Annotated in this window: 19 protein-coding genes; 10 read left to right on the plus strand and 9 right to left on the minus strand. The window is 66.4% G+C overall.

Annotated elements, in window-relative coordinates; translation table 11 throughout:
• Nucleotides 1–78: 78 nt before the first annotated feature.
• From OG405_RS08985 to phoU, 3 genes are all read left to right on the plus strand, one after another.
• Nucleotides 79–1,425, plus strand: a complete 1,347-nt coding sequence (locus tag OG405_RS08985) for a sensor domain-containing diguanylate cyclase (RefSeq protein WP_327151162.1) — start codon at nt 79–81, stop codon at nt 1,423–1,425.
• 124 nt (nt 1,426–1,549) lie between these two features.
• Nucleotides 1,550–2,317: a DUF1542 domain-containing protein gene (locus OG405_RS08990; RefSeq protein ID WP_327152277.1), complete on the plus strand. Its 768-nt coding sequence runs from the start codon at nt 1,550–1,552 to the stop codon at nt 2,315–2,317.
• A gap of 130 nt (nt 2,318–2,447) precedes the next feature.
• Nucleotides 2,448–3,095: a phosphate signaling complex protein PhoU gene (gene phoU, locus OG405_RS08995; RefSeq protein ID WP_327151163.1), complete on the plus strand. Its 648-nt coding sequence runs from the start codon at nt 2,448–2,450 to the stop codon at nt 3,093–3,095.
• 253 nt (nt 3,096–3,348) lie between these two features.
• Here phoU and OG405_RS09000 read toward each other — a convergent pair whose 3' ends face one another.
• Complete coding sequence (locus OG405_RS09000; protein ID WP_327151164.1) at nt 3,349–4,512, minus strand: hypothetical protein; 1,164 nt, start codon at nt 4,510–4,512, stop codon at nt 3,349–3,351.
• A gap of 436 nt (nt 4,513–4,948) precedes the next feature.
• On the opposite strand from OG405_RS09000, the gene OG405_RS09005 reads away from it, so the two are divergent.
• Nucleotides 4,949–5,152: a cold-shock protein gene (locus tag OG405_RS09005; protein WP_062996784.1), complete on the plus strand. Its 204-nt coding sequence runs from the start codon at nt 4,949–4,951 to the stop codon at nt 5,150–5,152.
• Nucleotides 5,153–5,480: 328 nt separating this feature from the next.
• A complete protein-coding gene (locus tag OG405_RS09010) occupies nt 5,481–5,681 on the plus strand; it encodes a hypothetical protein (protein ID WP_327151165.1) in 201 nt (66 codons plus the stop codon).
• 295 nt (nt 5,682–5,976) lie between these two features.
• Here OG405_RS09010 and OG405_RS09015 read toward each other — a convergent pair whose 3' ends face one another.
• A complete protein-coding gene (locus tag OG405_RS09015; RefSeq protein ID WP_327151166.1) occupies nt 5,977–6,882 on the minus strand; it encodes an SAM-dependent methyltransferase in 906 nt (301 codons plus the stop codon).
• A gap of 168 nt (nt 6,883–7,050) precedes the next feature.
• Between OG405_RS09015 and OG405_RS09020 the strand changes: the two genes are divergently transcribed.
• Together OG405_RS09020 and OG405_RS09025 are read left to right on the plus strand one after the other, a co-directional pair.
• Nucleotides 7,051–7,242 carry a hypothetical protein gene (locus OG405_RS09020; protein ID WP_327151167.1) on the plus strand — a complete coding sequence of 64 codons (192 nt, stop codon included), beginning with the start codon at nt 7,051–7,053 and terminating at the stop codon, nt 7,240–7,242.
• Nucleotides 7,239–8,042 (plus strand): crotonase/enoyl-CoA hydratase family protein, encoded by an 804-nt coding sequence (locus OG405_RS09025; RefSeq protein WP_327151168.1) that lies wholly within the window; start codon nt 7,239–7,241, stop codon nt 8,040–8,042. The genes OG405_RS09020 and OG405_RS09025 overlap by 4 nt, the downstream gene beginning before the upstream one ends.
• Nucleotides 8,043–8,062: 20 nt before the next feature.
• Here OG405_RS09025 and OG405_RS09030 read toward each other — a convergent pair whose 3' ends face one another.
• The 5 genes from OG405_RS09030 to OG405_RS09050 all read right to left on the minus strand — a co-directional run bounded on the left by OG405_RS09030 (nt 8,063) and on the right by OG405_RS09050 (nt 11,818).
• The gene (locus OG405_RS09030) at nt 8,063–8,968 is read right to left on the minus strand and encodes a class I SAM-dependent methyltransferase (protein WP_327151169.1); all 906 of its coding nucleotides are present in this window, start codon (nt 8,966–8,968) and stop codon (nt 8,063–8,065) included.
• 53 nt (nt 8,969–9,021) lie between these two features.
• On the minus strand, nt 9,022–10,398 hold the full coding sequence (locus tag OG405_RS09035; RefSeq protein WP_327151170.1) for an NAD-dependent succinate-semialdehyde dehydrogenase: 1,377 nt from the start codon (nt 10,396–10,398) through the stop codon (nt 9,022–9,024).
• A gap of 123 nt (nt 10,399–10,521) precedes the next feature.
• A complete protein-coding gene (locus tag OG405_RS09040) occupies nt 10,522–10,701 on the minus strand; it encodes a hypothetical protein (protein WP_327151171.1) in 180 nt (59 codons plus the stop codon).
• Between the two features lie 254 nt (nt 10,702–10,955).
• On the minus strand, nt 10,956–11,447 hold the full coding sequence (locus OG405_RS09045) for an SRPBCC family protein (RefSeq protein WP_327151172.1): 492 nt from the start codon (nt 11,445–11,447) through the stop codon (nt 10,956–10,958).
• Between the two features lie 14 nt (nt 11,448–11,461).
• Nucleotides 11,462–11,818, minus strand: coding sequence for a VOC family protein (locus OG405_RS09050; RefSeq protein ID WP_327151173.1), 357 nt, complete (start codon nt 11,816–11,818; stop codon nt 11,462–11,464).
• 116 nt (nt 11,819–11,934) lie between these two features.
• Between OG405_RS09050 and OG405_RS09055 the strand changes: the two genes are divergently transcribed.
• Complete coding sequence (locus tag OG405_RS09055) at nt 11,935–12,750, plus strand: helix-turn-helix transcriptional regulator (RefSeq protein WP_327151174.1); 816 nt, start codon at nt 11,935–11,937, stop codon at nt 12,748–12,750.
• A 285-nt stretch (nt 12,751–13,035) separates the two neighbouring features.
• A complete protein-coding gene (locus tag OG405_RS09060) occupies nt 13,036–13,947 on the plus strand; it encodes a polysaccharide deacetylase family protein (RefSeq protein WP_327151175.1) in 912 nt (303 codons plus the stop codon).
• On the opposite strand, the gene OG405_RS09065 is transcribed toward OG405_RS09060, so the two are convergent.
• Nucleotides 13,902–14,120, minus strand: a complete 219-nt coding sequence (locus OG405_RS09065) for a hypothetical protein (protein ID WP_327151176.1) — start codon at nt 14,118–14,120, stop codon at nt 13,902–13,904. The genes OG405_RS09060 and OG405_RS09065 overlap by 46 nt on opposite strands.
• Before the next feature lie 131 nt (nt 14,121–14,251).
• The gene (locus tag OG405_RS09070; protein ID WP_327151177.1) at nt 14,252–14,884 is read right to left on the minus strand and encodes a TetR/AcrR family transcriptional regulator; all 633 of its coding nucleotides are present in this window, start codon (nt 14,882–14,884) and stop codon (nt 14,252–14,254) included.
• A gap of 94 nt (nt 14,885–14,978) precedes the next feature.
• Here OG405_RS09070 and OG405_RS09075 point away from each other — a divergent pair, with 94 nt between their 5' ends.
• The gene (locus OG405_RS09075) at nt 14,979–15,806 is read left to right on the plus strand and encodes an SDR family oxidoreductase (RefSeq protein ID WP_327151178.1); all 828 of its coding nucleotides are present in this window, start codon (nt 14,979–14,981) and stop codon (nt 15,804–15,806) included.
• Nucleotides 15,807–15,851 lie beyond the last annotated feature (45 nt).

Here is a 15,851-nt window from a genome sequence, read left to right on the forward strand (position 1 = left end):
TCATTCATCGGGGCGGTGACGCTCGACCGGGGTGACGCGGAGCTGCGGCGGAGTCGAAGCAGCAGATGAAGGGGCGTGATGGACGGGTCGGAGCACGATGAACTGGTCCGCTCATGGTCTCGGGCACTTCGGGCGACCGGCGAACCCGCGCCGCCCGACTCGGATATCGATCAGCTCCTGCACTGGCTGGTAGCCGATTTTGCCGAAGCTCTCACCACAACACCGTTCGAACCCGCCGCAGGCGCCAGGATCGGCGCGGCGCTGGCCACCGTGGATGCGAGTATCGACGACGTGCCGGCGGCATCCGTGCCGATCCTGTGGAATCTCGTCGGGCCGGGAGCCGACCCCGGCACCGTGACACGGATGTCGATATTGCTGACCAAACTGGGTGAGGGTTTCGGCACGCATCGGCAGCGGCGGTTCGCCGCCGCCGACGAAGACGGTGTTCGGTCCAGCCGGCAATCGGACGAGCGTTACCGGGTGGTGTTCGAGAACGCGGCGGTGGCCATCGCCGTCGGCGACACCAACGGTGTCCTACTCGATGCCAATCAAAAGCTCGCCGATATGATCGGCGTCCCCATCGACAAACTGCGCGGAATCTCGGTCTACGAATTCGCGCACCCCGAGGATCGGGAACGGATCCGTAATCTCGTCTACCAGAAACTCGTTCCCAACCGTCAAGGGACTGTGAAGCTGGAGCAGCAGCTCGGCCGGGTCGACGGCAGTTACGGATGGGCATCTTTCTCCATCACTTTCGTCGAAGGAGGAGCGGGCCACCCGAACTACCTCTTGGCGGTGGGTGAGGATGTCACCGAACAGCACCGGATGCGCCAGGAACTGCACCGCCAGGCCCGGCACGATCCGCTCACGGGCCTGGCCAATCGGCGTCAGTTGCTGGAGCGACTCGATACCGTGATGAGCGAGGCCGGGGGCCACGAGCAGATCGGATTGTGCTTCGTGGACCTGGATCGCTTCAAACACATCAATGACCGATACGGCCACGGCACCGGCGACCGGGTCCTGGCCGCCGTCGCCGATCGCCTGCATGCGAGTGTGCAGGACCTGGACTGCCTGGTGGCCCGGATAGGTGGCGACGAATTCGTCGCGTTGGTACCGCCGCCGGTAGACGTCCGGAAGATGGGCCGCGTGGCGGACAGCCTGCTGGGTGCGCTGACCGACCCGGTGACGACCACCAACCACCGGGTTCAGGTCTCGGCCAGCATCGGGGCCGTGCTGACAACGGTGCAGAGCGGGCAGGCCGAAACCCTGATCGATGCTGCCGACACGGGCCTGTACCGCGCCAAGAACAACGGCAAATCGCAGTGGGTACTTCATCTGCTCGCCGACGGCGCGGAATCCGATCCCGAGCAATTGAACCGATACATCCCCACCGCGGATTCCACCGAGGACCCTCCTGATCCGTGATATCGGCGCGCGGTCCGGACCTCTCGAGACTCACCACGGTCGTCGCTTCTCACCGCGCCGCGGGCACAACCGCGGCAGGTAGGCTGGGCACACGGTGCTCCGCTGATAGAAGGAGTGCGTGACCATGGAATGGCTACTGATCGTTGTGGTGGTGGTGCTGGTGGCGGCCGCCCTGGTGTGGCGGTCCCGGCAGTCGAGGGAACGCGCGGCGACCGAACTGGCCGATGCACTGGCCGAGGCACGCCGGGTCAACGAGCGGCTCGGCGGCCAGATCTACAATCTGAACGGCAGCAACGCCGCCGCACAGCTTGCGCTCGCCGACGCGTCGGAGCGTTATATCGCGGCGGGTTCACAGGTCGATCAGGCCAGCAGCCCGGTCCAGGCGCGGCTGGCGAAACAGACCGCGGTCGAGGGGCTGTACTACATCCGCGCCGCCCGGACCGCCATGGATATGGACCCCGGTCCGGCTGTGCCCGAGCTCGAGGGGCGGGCCACCGCGGGCGAAGTCAGCGAAGACCGCGTGATCGACTTCGAGAACCGCCGTATCGCCGCGTCCCCCCATCCCTCGTCCGAGACGCCGAACTACTATCCGGGCGGGCGCGTCGCCGGCCGGCCGGTACCGGCCGGCTGGTACTCCGAACCCTGGTGGAAGCCCGCCCTGGTCGCGGGCGCCTGGGGAATCGGCTCGGCGCTGCTGTTCACCTCGATGTTCTCCGGTATGTCCGGTGTGGGCTACGGCGCGGAAGGCTTCGAATCCGGCTACGGCGAAGGGTATACGGACGGGCTGTCCGCCGGAGATCAGGATTACGGCGGTCCCGGGGGCGACACCGGAGGCCAGAACGATTGGGGCGGTGACGGCGGTGGTTTCGACGGCGGTGGCTTCGATTTCTGAGAACCGGCGAGCCGGATCCACCGTGTCGGCCGGGTAGACCGAAACCGTACCGATGGCAGTGATCGGCGCAGGGAGGCCGGGAGCGGCGCCCGGCCCGAGATCTTCGGTGATCGCTGTGCTTCGATGGGCTATGCGGACTCGCTTCCACGAGGAACTCGAACAGCTGACCGGGATGCTCGAGCAGATGTGCCTACGCGACGAGACCGCGATCGCCGCCGCCACCCGGGCTCTGCTCCACTCCGATATCGAGGAGGCCGAACAAGCGATCGACCTGTGCGCCCACGTCGAGGCGATGGGCCGGGACGCCGAGGAGTCCGCGGTGATGCTGCTGGCTCTGCAGGCCCCGGTGGCCTCCGAACTGCGGCGGGTAGTGACCGCGCTCCAACTGTCGGCCAACCTCGCGCGGATGGGCGGATTGTGCGCTCATATCGCCGGGTTGGTGCGCCGTCGGCATCCTGACCCCGTAATGCCGGATCCGTTGCGGGACACCGTTGCCCGGATGGGCGCGTCCGCGGTATCGATGGCCGGTTCGGCCGCGCGGGTCCTGGCGACCGGCGATGCCGAAGCGGCCGCGGCACTCGAAGGCCACGACGATGTGATGGATCAACTGCACCGCGATCTGCTGAACTACCTTCTCGGTTCCGAATACACCGGCGGTACCACCACCGCGGTCGATCTGGCGCTGCTGGGACGCTACTACGAGCGTTTCGCCGATCACACGGTCGAAGTCGGTCGCCGCACTCTGTTCATGACCACCGGCATCAGCGAACCCGAGTGAAAGTTCCCTGGCCGGTAACCACGCGATGAACAGCAGCACACCCAGCGCGATCGGGATCAGAAGCGGCAGCGCGATCGCCAAAGGCAGAAATGCCCGGAACCCGCACGCGGCCGCGAGCCAGACCCAGAAACGCGGGGAGTGCCCAGCTACACATAGTGGCGAGTGTTAGTTCCCGCGCCGACGCGAATCGGTGAGTGGGATTCGCTCGGAAGCCCGGCGTCGGCCACCGACAGGACGCCCGCCCGGATGTTCGTCAAAATGCCACCGCAACCTCCGTGAGTCGCTCGAACACCGCCGGCGCGGGCCATGCACCGGTGCGGAAGCGAGGCGGGTGCACGCCGGGTATCGGGGCGATTCCGGTGAGGTCGACAGCGGTATCGAACGGTACCTGGATGGACCGGTCGTCGTCCTCGGTGGCGAAAGCGATGAAATCGGCTAACGGCAGGGCCGCGTCGACTCCCTCGCCCCAGACCGCGACGGTACGGATACCGTCTTCGCGCTCGGACATCATCAGGCTGCTCACGTAGAGCGCCTCGAGATCGGCCCGATAGTTCTCCTCCAGCCATTGCTGTTGGGTGTTGTATTCGACACTGGCCAGGAGGGCGCGGGCCCGGGCCACCTCGACGTCGTTGTCGGTGGCCACCAGGTCGAGGGGGATCACCAGGCCGGATTCGTCGACGGTGTAGCCCTGGGGCGAGAGCGGTCGAGCTGCCTCCCGGTACTCCTGTTCCACCATGTCGAATGCTTCGGACAACATCTCCGGGTCACCGGGAACGACTATCAGGGTCTGCTGGTCCGGTATGAACGCGACCGGCGGATGTTCGAAGGTCGCGGTCGAGACGAGCAGCCAGTCCGAGACCAGAATCCACGACGACAGATAGTCGGTCTCGTCGACCGTTATTCTCACGATTCCGTCGTTCGGCAATTCCGCTACCGGCACCACCGCGGCCAGATTCTCCCGCGCGACCGTCAACGCCTCTGCCGCGGTCACGCCCCAGTCGGCGAGTTTCGACTCGTCGGGAAAATTGATGACATCCGGGTAGTCGATGACCAGCAGTTCGTCGATGAACGGGAAGAGTGACCGCCGGACCCGTGACCCCTCGTCGTCCAACGCGTAGGTCGACGGCCGCAGGACGGGCCGCAACAGCGGCCGCACATCCTCCCAGCTGTCGGGTGGTGCCTGGGGAGTCACCAGTGCGGGCACGATCCGCGCCAGCCACTCCTGTGTCTCCTCCGGCGATCGGTCGCGCGTCTCCGCGAAGAGGTTGGCGAGGTGGAGAACGGCGTCGTTACCGTCGTATCGGGCTGCGAACTCCCCGGCATCGTAGGAGACATCGGTCACGCCTGCCGTACGCATATGCCCGAACACCTGCAATGCGAAATCTCGTCGTTCCCGGTCATCGTCGATGTCGGTCATTTGAAGGAGCAACCTCACAGTTCGGAACGCGGTTCGGCCAACGGCAGGAAGGGGGGACACTACCGGAGCCGCCATCGACGGCAGCGGTCGCTGTTCCCAATGCCGGTGCGCCGGAGGTGAACCCACTCCGCCGGTGCGACCACCGGTTCCGCGCCCGAGCAGTCGGTGGGAATCACCGGTAATCGGTCGGTGGGAATCACCGGTAATCGGGCAGCGGGGCCGGGTAGTGCCGGGTGGCCGACGCCGTCATCGGTCGCCCGGCCATCATTGATCTTCCCCGTTCCGGACTGCCGGAACGGGTCGGGAAACGACTCCGCGCGCGTCGACAGCCCACCCCGGGCGCACAAGTTTCCTTGAGTGTGGCACACTGGTGTCCCGAGACCGGGCTAATCGAAGTGATCTGCACGGCTCACCTACAGAAATGAAGTATTTAAGCATGGCGCAAGGCAGTGTGAAGTGGTTCAACGGCGAAAAGGGCTTCGGCTTCATCGCTCAAGACGGAGGCGGACCTGACGTCTTCGTGCATTACTCCGCGATCAGCGGTTCGGGTTTCAAGTCCCTCGAAGAGGGACAGCGTGTGGAGTTCGAGATCGGCCAGGGCCAGAAGGGCCCGCAGGCTCAGGACGTCCGCGCGATCTGATTCCGCGTGAGTTTCGGGCTCCGCACCGTTGAGGTGCGGAGCTTTCTCATGTTCGGGGTCCGGTGCTCTATCGCCCGTTCATGTCACTCCGGTCAACGCCCGCCCCTCTAGTAGCCCGGGTTCGTGGATCGGCCGATACAGTCAGCGTCGCCACCTCTCACGCCAGATGGCAGAGCCGGGGCCGGTTTGTGCGATTTCCCGGGCTCGCTCACGATGCCGGTCGATTCGCTCGCCGCCGTGTGTAGCCGCGGATTGCGGGTATGTGCAACACAGGAACTCGATGAACTGCTCAGGTGTCATCGTTCCGGTGGAACATCAGGAGGTTCTCATGTTTGCCATTGCCGCTGCCGTCGTGTTCGCACTCGGCCTCATTCTCGATCTGGCGGATGCCACGCTCGGCGATGAGGTCAACGGCGGCACTCTCATCATTCTCGGGCTGTTGTTGATCGCCCTGCATCTCGCCGGATTCGGCACTGCGCGCGCGAGTTCCGGTGGGCGCTCCTGGAACTGGCGGCGCGCCCGGCGCTGAGCCGGCACTGCCCGGTTCGACCGGCGGTCGTGCCGGAACCGCTGTGTGAAACCGGAGTCGACCGACCACGCTCGGGCGCGGGATCCACCGTCACAGGCTGTGGATCCCGGTCGGCTCCGGGATGTGGCCTGGCTGTAGGCGAGGGATGCCGATAGCGTCTCGGTATGACCGTGACGTGGGAAGAGTTGGGGTGGGAGCAGCTTTCCGACGGGTGGGACGGTGCCGATTGCCGGTGTAGGACTGTACGGCCGGATCGAGTGTCCGAGGGACCGGCCCGGGCCGGAGAGTTGGTGCCTCACCGGTGCGAGAACGTGCGGGACCGGGAAAGATTCTCCGACCCCACGGCCCGGATGCGACCGTATCCCGGCTTTCGGCCGAGACCGCCGAGGATGAGGTGTTCTTCGGGTGCCTTTGTCCGGACGGGAGGGCCCTGTGGCCACCATTCGTCCAGCGGCGTCAGCCCGGGTTCCACCAGGTCCAGTGAGCCGAAGAGTTCACGGATGTGCTGCGGGCTCCGGTACCGGCCCGACCCGAATTCCTCGCCTGTATGGGCCTTTTCGAGCTGCCCGGCCAGTTCATGGAGTTCGGCATCACCGGGACCGGGATCGCAGTAGTGGGTGATCGCCACGTACGAACCGGCCGGGAGCAGTTCGATGTATCGGGATACGACCCCCGCCGGATCGTGGTCGTCGTCGAGATGATGGAGAACCGCGCCCAGCAGGACCGCGATCGGTTCCCGCATGTTCAGGTAGCGGCCGGCGTCGTCCAGTATCGCTGCGGCATCGGTGAGATCGCCGGGTAGGTAGTGAGTGTTCTCGTTCCGTTCCAGCATCACTCGACCGTGGGCGACGCAGAGCGGGTCGTTGTCCACGTACACGACTTCGACGTCCTTGCGCCCGCACTCCTGCGCGACCACGTGCAGGGGATCGCGGGTGGGTAGGCCGGCGCCGAGGTCCAAGAACTGCTGAACTGCGGCGCCTTCGGCCAACGAGCGCACGACCCGCGCCAGCCAGCGCCGGTTCATATGGTGAACGTCGCCCTGCCGCGGCGCAATTCGCCGGATCCGTTCGAATGCGGAACGATCTACCTCGTAGTTGTCCTTACCGCCCAGGCTGTAGTCGTAGACGCGGGGAATGCTGGGCCGGTCGGTGTCCGCACCGACGGGCTGGCCATCGAGCGAGGTGGCGGTGTCGATCGTCATCGCGCCTCCATCACATACCGGGCGGTCACCTTTCGGTGCGCTGCGTCGAATGTAACACGGCAACATAATCTATGGTGATGTTGCGCGACGTTAACCGGTTCGGGGCCGATCGATTCGGGCGGCATCTGATTCTCAGAGCCTGGGGCCGGGCCGGTTGGTGTCGATCGCATGCCCACTCCGGACTTCATCCGTCATATCCGGGACACTGTCGGTCATCAACTGCTTCAGCTTCCCGGGGTCAGCGTCATCGTCTTCGACGGCCAGGGCAGGGTTCTGCTCCAGCGACGCGTGGACGACCAGTGGTGGGCGCTGATCTCCGGTCTGACGCTGATCTGCTTCGAAAGGAGTCAACAACTGTGAGCGTGCGAATCGAGAAGGACGATGCCGTCTGGACGGTCGTCCTGGACCGGCCGGAGGCCCGCAACGCCGTGGACACCGAGCATGCCCGGGCCCTGCTGGAAGCGTTCGAGGAATTCGACGCCGACCCCACCGCGGCGGTGGCCGTACTCTGGGGCGCCGGTGGACACTTCTGCGCGGGCGCGGACCTGAAAGCGGTGGCCGCGGGCACTATGCGGGCACTGCCGCCCGGCGAAGGCGCACCCGGCATGGGCCCGACGCGGTTACGGCTGAACAAACCGGTCATCGCCGCCGTCGACGGATATGCCGTGGCCGGGGGGCTGGAGCTGGCGTTGTGGTGCGATCTGCGGGTGGCCGATCCGGCCGCGGTGTTCGGTGTGTTCTGCCGACGGTGGGGTGTGCCGTTGATCGACGGAGGCACGGTGCGGCTGCCGCGGTTGATCGGGCTGAGTGCGGCCTTGGACATGATTCTCACCGGCCGCCCGGTCGAGGCGCCCGAAGCCGCGCGACTCAGTCTCGCCAACCGAGTGAGCGCGCCGGGCCGCGCCCTGATGGAAGCCCGGGAACTCGCCCGCACACTGGCCGAGTTCCCGCAGGTATGCCTGCGCGAAGACCGGGCCTCGGCCCATGAACAGTTCGCGTACGGGCTCGACGACGCGATCGTCAACGAATGGCGACACGGCCTCCGGGCGCTCGAACACGACGCTGTCCCCGGCGCCGGACGGTTCGCCGCAGGCGCCGGACGACACGGAACATTCACCGGCGACTCCGCTCGCGGCGCGGAACCGGGTCCGGACCGGTAGGTTACCGGGCTCGGCAGTCCTTACTCATCGGCTCCCAACGACCCATCGGCTCCCAACGACCCATCGGCTCCCAACGACCCATCGGCTCCCAACGACCCATCGGCTCCCAACGCGAATCGGTTCGAGACGTCGTACTTCCCGGCCGGTGTCGCGCAGAGCAGCCGGTACAGAAGTCGCAGCGGGGCGGTGGGAATCCGTTCAGAACCTGCCAGAGCGGACGCTTCTTCGAGGAAGCGCAGCCGGGGATTCCAGCGCTCCAGTTCCCGTACGTCGGCGATTCCCCAGGTGATGATGCCCTTGGTGAAGATCTTCGAAAGGCGCGGGCCCAACGGTGACACGGTGTCGAAGAGGAGCTCCCCGCCGGTGAATCGAACCGTGAGGCGTTCGAGCAGGGTACGGACCTGCGGTTCGCGCAGATACATGAGCAGGCCTTCGGCGATGACCATTGTGGGCCGATCGGCAGGGATCTCCGTCAGCCAGGCGGTATCGGTTACCGAGGAACCGATCATCCGGTAACCGTCGCTGTTGTCGTACAGCCTGCGCCGCAGGGCGATGACTTCCGGCTGGTCGACGTCGAACCACCGCACCTCGGGTGGCGGGCGTAACCGGAACGCCCGGGTATCCATTCCGCACCCGAGGTGGAGCACGGTGGCATCCGGGTGACGGCTCAGGAAGTCCGCCGACCAGTCGTCGAGGCGGGAGGCCCGCAGCGCGACCAGCCACTGGTTCAGTCCGGGCCGGACCGAGCGGTGCACGCGGGCCCAGTCGTAGTCGATCCGGTCCACCGCGTCGGCTGCCGCGCTATCGCCCAGGATCGGTTGCGGGGAGCGACTGTCGCAGGCGCGCAGATACAGAGTGACGAGGTTGGTCCATTCCACCGAACCCCATCGCACGGCACCGAAATCGACCTTCTCCGCCCGGGTCATGGCTACCTCCTGGGTTTGTCCGGTGGTCGATCGGCCGGCTCCCGGCGCGGCGATCAGTGGGACGAGGTCCGCCGGAGCCTGTTGTTGACGAACTCGCCCAGTCCCCAGCGCCCGAGTTCACGGCCGTAGCCGGACCGGTTGACCCCGCCGAAGGGCAGACCGGGCAGCGTGGTCCCGTGCTCGTTGACATAGGCCATTCCGACGTCGAGACGATCGGCGACCTCCGCGGCCCGCCCGGTATCGCTGCTCCACACCGATCCGCTCAGGCCGAAGTCGACATCGTTGGCGAGCCGCACCGCTTCATCGGCCGAGGAGACCTTGTAGACCATCGCGGCCGGCCCGAAGATCTCCTGGGAGTACGCGTCCATCTCCGGGGTGATGCCGGTCAGGACGGCGGGCCTGAGGAATGCCCCGCCGCCGTCCAACGGCGAGCCGCCCGTGTGCAGGGTCGCTCCCTGCGCCACGGCGGTGCTGATCTGCTCTGCGACGGTATCGCGCGCGGCGACCGAGGACAGCGGCCCCACCTCGGTCCCGGGGTCCGCCGGATCTCCGACCACAGCGCGATCGAACTCGCCCACCAGCCCCTGGACGAAGTCGTCGTAGAGATCGTCGAGGACGATGAAACGTTTCGGCGAATTACACGCCTGGCCCGCATTCGACAGCCGCGCCCGCGCGGCGGCCTGAACCGTTTTCGCCATATCGTCGGTATCGAGCAGGATGAACGGATCGGAACCGCCGAGTTCCAGTACCGACTTCTTCAGATTCTTCGCGGCCTCCTCCGCGACCGCGGCGCCCGCTCGTTCGCTACCGGTCAGTGAGACACCGCGAATCTCCGGACGTGCGAGGAGTTCGGCGATCTGCCCGGAACTCGCATAGATGTTGATGTACGCGTTCTCGGGGACCGACGCGTCGTGGAACACATCGGCCATGAGTTTCGACGAGGCCGCGCAGATCGAGGCGTGCTTGAGAATTATCGTATTGCCCAGCAATAGGTTCGGCGCGGCGAAACGAGCCACCTGATAGTAGGGATAATTCCACGGCATCACTCCGAGGAGGGGCCCTATCGGTAATTTCTGGACCAGCGATTCGTCGGCGCCCTGAGGGTCCAGTCGTTCGGTCTTCAGCAGATCGGGTCCGTGCTCGGCGTACCAGCGATAGATATCCGCGGCGAGCTGCACCTCCCCGGCCGCCTCTTTCGCGGGTTTGCCCATTTCCCGGGTGATGGCAGCGGCCAGTTCCGCAGCTCGCTTCTCGTACAGATCCGCAGTTCGGGCCAGCGCGTCGGCGCGTTCGGCCACCGTGGTGAGCCGCCATGCCTCGAATCCTTCGGCGGCACGTCCGGCGAGCCCGGAGATCTGGTCGTCGGTCAGTCCCGGGAATTCGTGTTCAGTAGTACCTGTGGTCGGGTTCGTCGTCACATAAGTACTCATGACACAATGCTACGGACCGGCAGCCCACGGGTCAGGTCTCTGTTTCGCCGGTTCTTTCGAAGAAATCCTGGTCTTCGCGCCGACCGCTCATCGGTGGTCGTAGCTCCCCGCTCGAACCGGGGTTCAGGCCAGCGCGGCCTGCATGGCCACCCCGTCGACATAGGAATGCTTTTCCTCGACCGCGCCCTTCTCGACCAGGACGAAATCCGCGAGGTCGACGCAGACGGGTTTCCCGGTCGCCGAGGTCCCGGTCAGCAGCCACTGCACCACCCAGAAGTCGGCTTCGGTCCGCAACGAGACCAACTGAAACCTGGTCGACCGAACCGCGGATCACCGCGGCGTCCGGCGCGTTTCGGCGCTTCGTACTGAACAGGTTTGCACCGACGGGGGACGGGGATCGAACAGCGGTGGACGAATAGCGGCGCGATTTGCCGCTGCCGGCCGGCCCGACCGATACGGGCCGGAGCGGGCCGCTGAGACTCCGCGACGGCTTGCGCTGGTATGGGAACCCGCCTGCCCAGCGGGCGGCCCGCCTACGCGGGCCGCCCGGCGAAAGGTCAGCCGTCCGCTCGGCGGTCGCCTTCCCGGTGTCCGCCCGGCCGGGATGTGTTCTCCTGGTCGAGCCCCGAACCGGTCGGCAGCGGCGTTCCGCTCGCTCTCAGGGTCCGGCTGATGACCGCCGATCCGAGTTCGACGAACTCGGCCATCGTTTCGGCGAGCACGTCGGGAAGGACGTCGGTGTGCCAGACGAACAGTGTCCGGCCGCCATCCTCCGGTAACGCCTGCATGGTGGCGTGATGATGGGAAGGGTGCAGACTCCCGCCGACCACGGTGTAGGCGACCCGTCTGCTCACCGGATCGAGAGCGACGAGTCGCTCGCTGACGATCGTGCCGTCGGCGAAGGTGACCGTGCGGGTATCGGCATCGAGCCGGGTGCTCACGACGAAACCTGGTGCGAGGCGTTCGTGCACGGCACCGAAGTCGCTCAACACATCCCAGACCTCCTCGGGTGCGGCCTCGACGACGAATTCTCTGTGAACGGAAGCCATGGAGTTCTCCTGGATCAGGCCGCGGCGATGCAGAACAGGTGACCTTCGGGATCGGCGAGAACCGTCCACCGGCCTTCGCCCGGCTGGAACTCGGGTTCGGTCGCACCGAGCGCGAGCAGTTGTTCGATCGCGCCCGCCGGATCGGCGACCGAGAAGTCCAGATGGGCGTGCTTACCGGCATCCGGCCAGCCCGGCCCCCGGTACCCCTCTACTCGCTGGAAAGCGAGCTGGATCGGGCCTTCGCCCAGGTAGGCCGAATCGTCGTCGAGGTGGGTGATCTTCCATCCGGTGACATTGCGGTAGAACTCCGCCATGGTCTGCGGCGAAGCGCAGTCGATGGTGATCGCGGCGAGGTCCGCGTGAACGGTCATGATTGTCTCTTTCTGCTGTGGTGATGTGCCGACCCAGAATTCATTCCGGACCGCCCGCGGGTCTTGAAGATTCTTGCGGAGCGATTTCCGTCGTACCCCAGGCGTACGGTTCCCCGGTGCTGTCCACCACGACCCTCGCCGCCCGGCCGGAGTTCACCGTGATCACGGTGGCCTGCGGCTCCGACCACACCCGCTGGTCGGAGCCGGAGGCGCGTGATGATCACCGGCTGGTGCTCGTACGTCGTGGCCGGTTCCGGCGCCGAGCCGACACGAACTGTGCCGACCTGGATTCGACTGTCGGCTACCTGGGCGCACCGGGCGAGGAGGAACGGTTCGCGCACCCTGCGGGCGGCGATGTCTGCACCTCGGTGACCGTCGCGCCCGAGCTCCTGGAAGGTGCCGCGAACCCGCGGGCACTGTACGTCGACGCACATATCCAACTGGCCCACCGCCGCCTGCTCGCCGCTGCCGGTACCGGCGATATCGACTACGCGCTGACCGAGAACCTGCTCCGGCTCGTCGCCCTCGCCACCGGACGGCCGAGTCCGCGGCCGCGGCCCGCCGACGGGGTGCTGGTCGCGGCGGCCCGCGAAGCGATCATCAGCGATGCCCCCGAAGCGGCCGGGTTGCGCTCGCTGGCCGCACTGCTGGAGGTTTCGCCGTATCGGTTGAGCCGGTCGTTCTCTCAGCACATGGGTCTGTCACTGACCCGCTACCGAAACCGGGTCCGCGTGGGGCGGGCCGTCGACAGCCTCGCCGACGGTGAGACCGGCCTCGCCGATCTCGCCGTACGTCTCGGTTTCGCCGATCAGGCACATCTGACCCGTACAGTCCGCGACCACCTCGGTCACACTCCGGCCGCGCTGCGCCGGTTGCTCGACCGGATACCGCCGGGCGCCGGAAGCGGCGAGGTCGCGCTCCGCCCACCCTGATCGGGCGGTACACGGGGTAGGGGAACAGCCCTGGTCGGACAGATCCTCGCCACGGATTCTCCCCGCCGATCCCGCGACTCTCCGGGATTCGGCGAATCGAGTGCTGTTCGCGGCCTGTGCACCGCACGCCGCCTATCGTGTAAGTGCTCGAATGCTTCACCGCGGAAAGGACCGGTGGCGATATCGCCGTACGGCCGCCGGGTCTGCCGCGGGCCGGGTCTGCCGTGTGAACACCCGGCTTGCGTTCTATTCTCCTCGACCGCCGACCAGAAGAGGACGTGGTGCATGACGAACAAGACGATCCAGGTGGCACTCGGGATCGACGTCGATTCCTGTGCCGGGTGGCTCGGCTCCTACGGCGGCCAGGATTCGCCCAACGATATGCAGCGCGGAGTGTTCGCCGGTGAGGTCGGCGTGCCGCGGTTGCTGCGGCTGCTCGAGCGGCGCGGCATCCGGAGCAGCTGGTTCTGGCCGGGGCATTCCCTCGAAACTTTTCCCGCGCAGGCGCGGATGTGCGTCGAGGCGGGACACGAGATCGGGGCGCACGGCTACAGTCACGAGAACCCGCGCTCGCTCACCCCTGAGCAGGAGCGCGATGTCATGTCGAAGTGTGTGGCGCTCATCGAGGAGTTGTGCGGCCGACCACCCCGGGGTTATGTCGCACCGTGGTGGGAGATGAGCGCGCACACCGCGTCGATCCTCGTCGAGTACGGGTTCTCCTACGGACATTCGCAGAACTACAACGACTTCGTCCCCTTCTACGCCAGAGTCGGCGACAGCTGGACACCCATCGATACCTCCGGGCCGGCCGCCCGGTGGATGAAACCGCTGGAGCACGGACGAGAGATCGATCTGGTCGAGTTCTGCGGTAACTGGTACGTCGACGATCTGCCGCCGATGATGTTCATCAAGGCGCATCCCAACTCGCACGGATTCGTCAATCCACGTGATATCGAGCAGATGTGGAACGACCAATTCGACTGGGTGTACCGGGAACTGGACTACGCGGTGGTGCCGGTTACCCTACATCCGGACGTATCCGGACGGCCGCAGGTACTGCTCGCGCTCGAACGCCTGCTGGACCGCTGGGCGGCTTTCGACGGCGTCGAGTTCGTCACGATGACCGAGGCCGCCGACGAGTTCCGGTCACGCTACCCGTTCGACCACCCGGAACGGCCGGATTCCATCGGCCGCTGAGCCGGCCGGCCGAGTCTTTTCGCGAGACCGGCGAGCAAGATCACCTCCAGCACGACCAGGTCCAAGCCGGTGCCCGCGCCGAAGCGGGCGACACTGACCATCAACTCGGTGACTCGCCGGTCGAGTTCCCGATCATCGTCGCGGCTACCGTAGAACGCGTGCGGATCGGTCATGGCCCCCATGGGGAAGTCGTCCTCGACGATGGCCGATACGTCCGGTGTCGCCGGGGTCAGCGCCGTGTCCCGGCCGGGCGGTAGCGGCAGCGACGGCCGGTCCGCCGGATGAGGTGCCTTACGGCGAGTGGCTATGAATCCGTCGGCTGGTCGTCGTCGGGGTCGCCGTTCCCGAGCCGGCCGGGACCGCCGTTTCTCCCGGCGATACCGTGCAGCAGCAGATCCTCGAGTGATTCGGCGAACCCGTCCGGATCGTCGATATCGCGGATGCACATGGCGAACAGCGCCGCGCCCGCGATGGTGTCCAGCAGCGTGTTCGAGTCGAGCGCGGGCTCCGCGGACGTGCGACCAGAGGAAAGGTACTCCGACAGTTCCTTGCGGGTCGGCGAGTCCAACCGGGCGGAAAGCTTCTGGTAGAGACTCGAATCCGCGCGCATATCCGCCATCAGGCCGGGCATGGCCGCCCGGGCCTCGGCCGAACCGAAGAGTTGGATCGTCCCGCGGATCACCGTGCGCACCTCGGCGACCAGATCGGGTGCGACCTCGTCGGTGCGCACATCCGGGAATACGGCCTTGGCGATCAGGTGTGCTTTGGACGGCCAGCGCCGATAGATCGCGGGACGGCTGACGCCCGCGCGCGTGGCGATCGCGTCGATCGATGTCGCGGCGTAGCCCCGTTCGACCAGCAGGTCACGGGCGGCATCGAGTACCGCCCGGTCAACCGCGGGGTCGCGGTGCGGGCCCAGGCGATGGCGTGCGGTCACCGAATCCGTCCTTGTCCGGATGAGCAGAAGTCGTTACAGTCTGTCACAACAAAGCCGTTACACCGTGTAACTGCTGGTGCTCGGAGGAGGAGTCGTGCCCGCTGACCCCGCAGTCGCCATATCCGATCGGACCTATCGACCGGTGCCCCTGCTCCAGGACAAGGTCGTCGTGATCTCCGGGGTAGGCCCCGGCCTGGGCACGGCGCTCGCGGTGGAGGCCGCCGGGATGGGCGCCGACCTGGTGCTGGTGAGTCGTACCGAACGCAAGCTGGAGCGGCTGGCCGAGAAGATCCGCGTCGCCGGCCGGACGGTCTTGCCGGTACCGGCCGATATCACCGACGAAGAGCAGCGCGCCGGACTGGTCGAGCGGGCGCTGGCCGAATACGGCCGGGTCGACTGCCTGATCAACAATGCCTTCGCCATACCGCCCATGGACCCGATCACCGGAATCGAACTCGCAGCGTTGCGCGCGGCCAACGAGACGAACGTCTTCGCGCCCTTGCGCCTTTCGGCGTTGTTCGCCGATGCGCTCGCCGCGTCGCAGGGCTCGATCATCATGCTCAACTCGTGTGTTTCCTACAGTTCGCAACCCGAGTACTCCGGCTACAAACTGTCGAAAGGGGCACTGGCGCATCTGGCTTCGTCCCTGGCAACGGAACTGGGTCCGCGTGGTATCCGGGTGAACAGCGTCGCACCCTCGTATGTGTACGAGGGCATCAACAAGGCGTACTTCGATTGGCTGGCCGCGCAGTCCGGGGTCACCCACGACGACATCTATCGGGAGAAGGCCGCACCCACGGATCTGCAACGGCTCGCCGGACCGGAAGAAGTCGCCCGCGCGACGCTCTTCCTCGCCAGCGATCTGGCCACCGCGATCACCGGGCAGATGCTGACCGTCGACTGCGGCGAATTCCACCGCTGACCGTGCAAGGAGCAACCGTGACGGACCTGAAGAAGCGAATCGTGC

Origin of the sequence: Nocardia sp. NBC_01329, assembly GCF_035956715.1 — a bacterium.
GTDB lineage: Bacteria > Actinomycetota > Actinomycetes > Mycobacteriales > Mycobacteriaceae > Nocardia.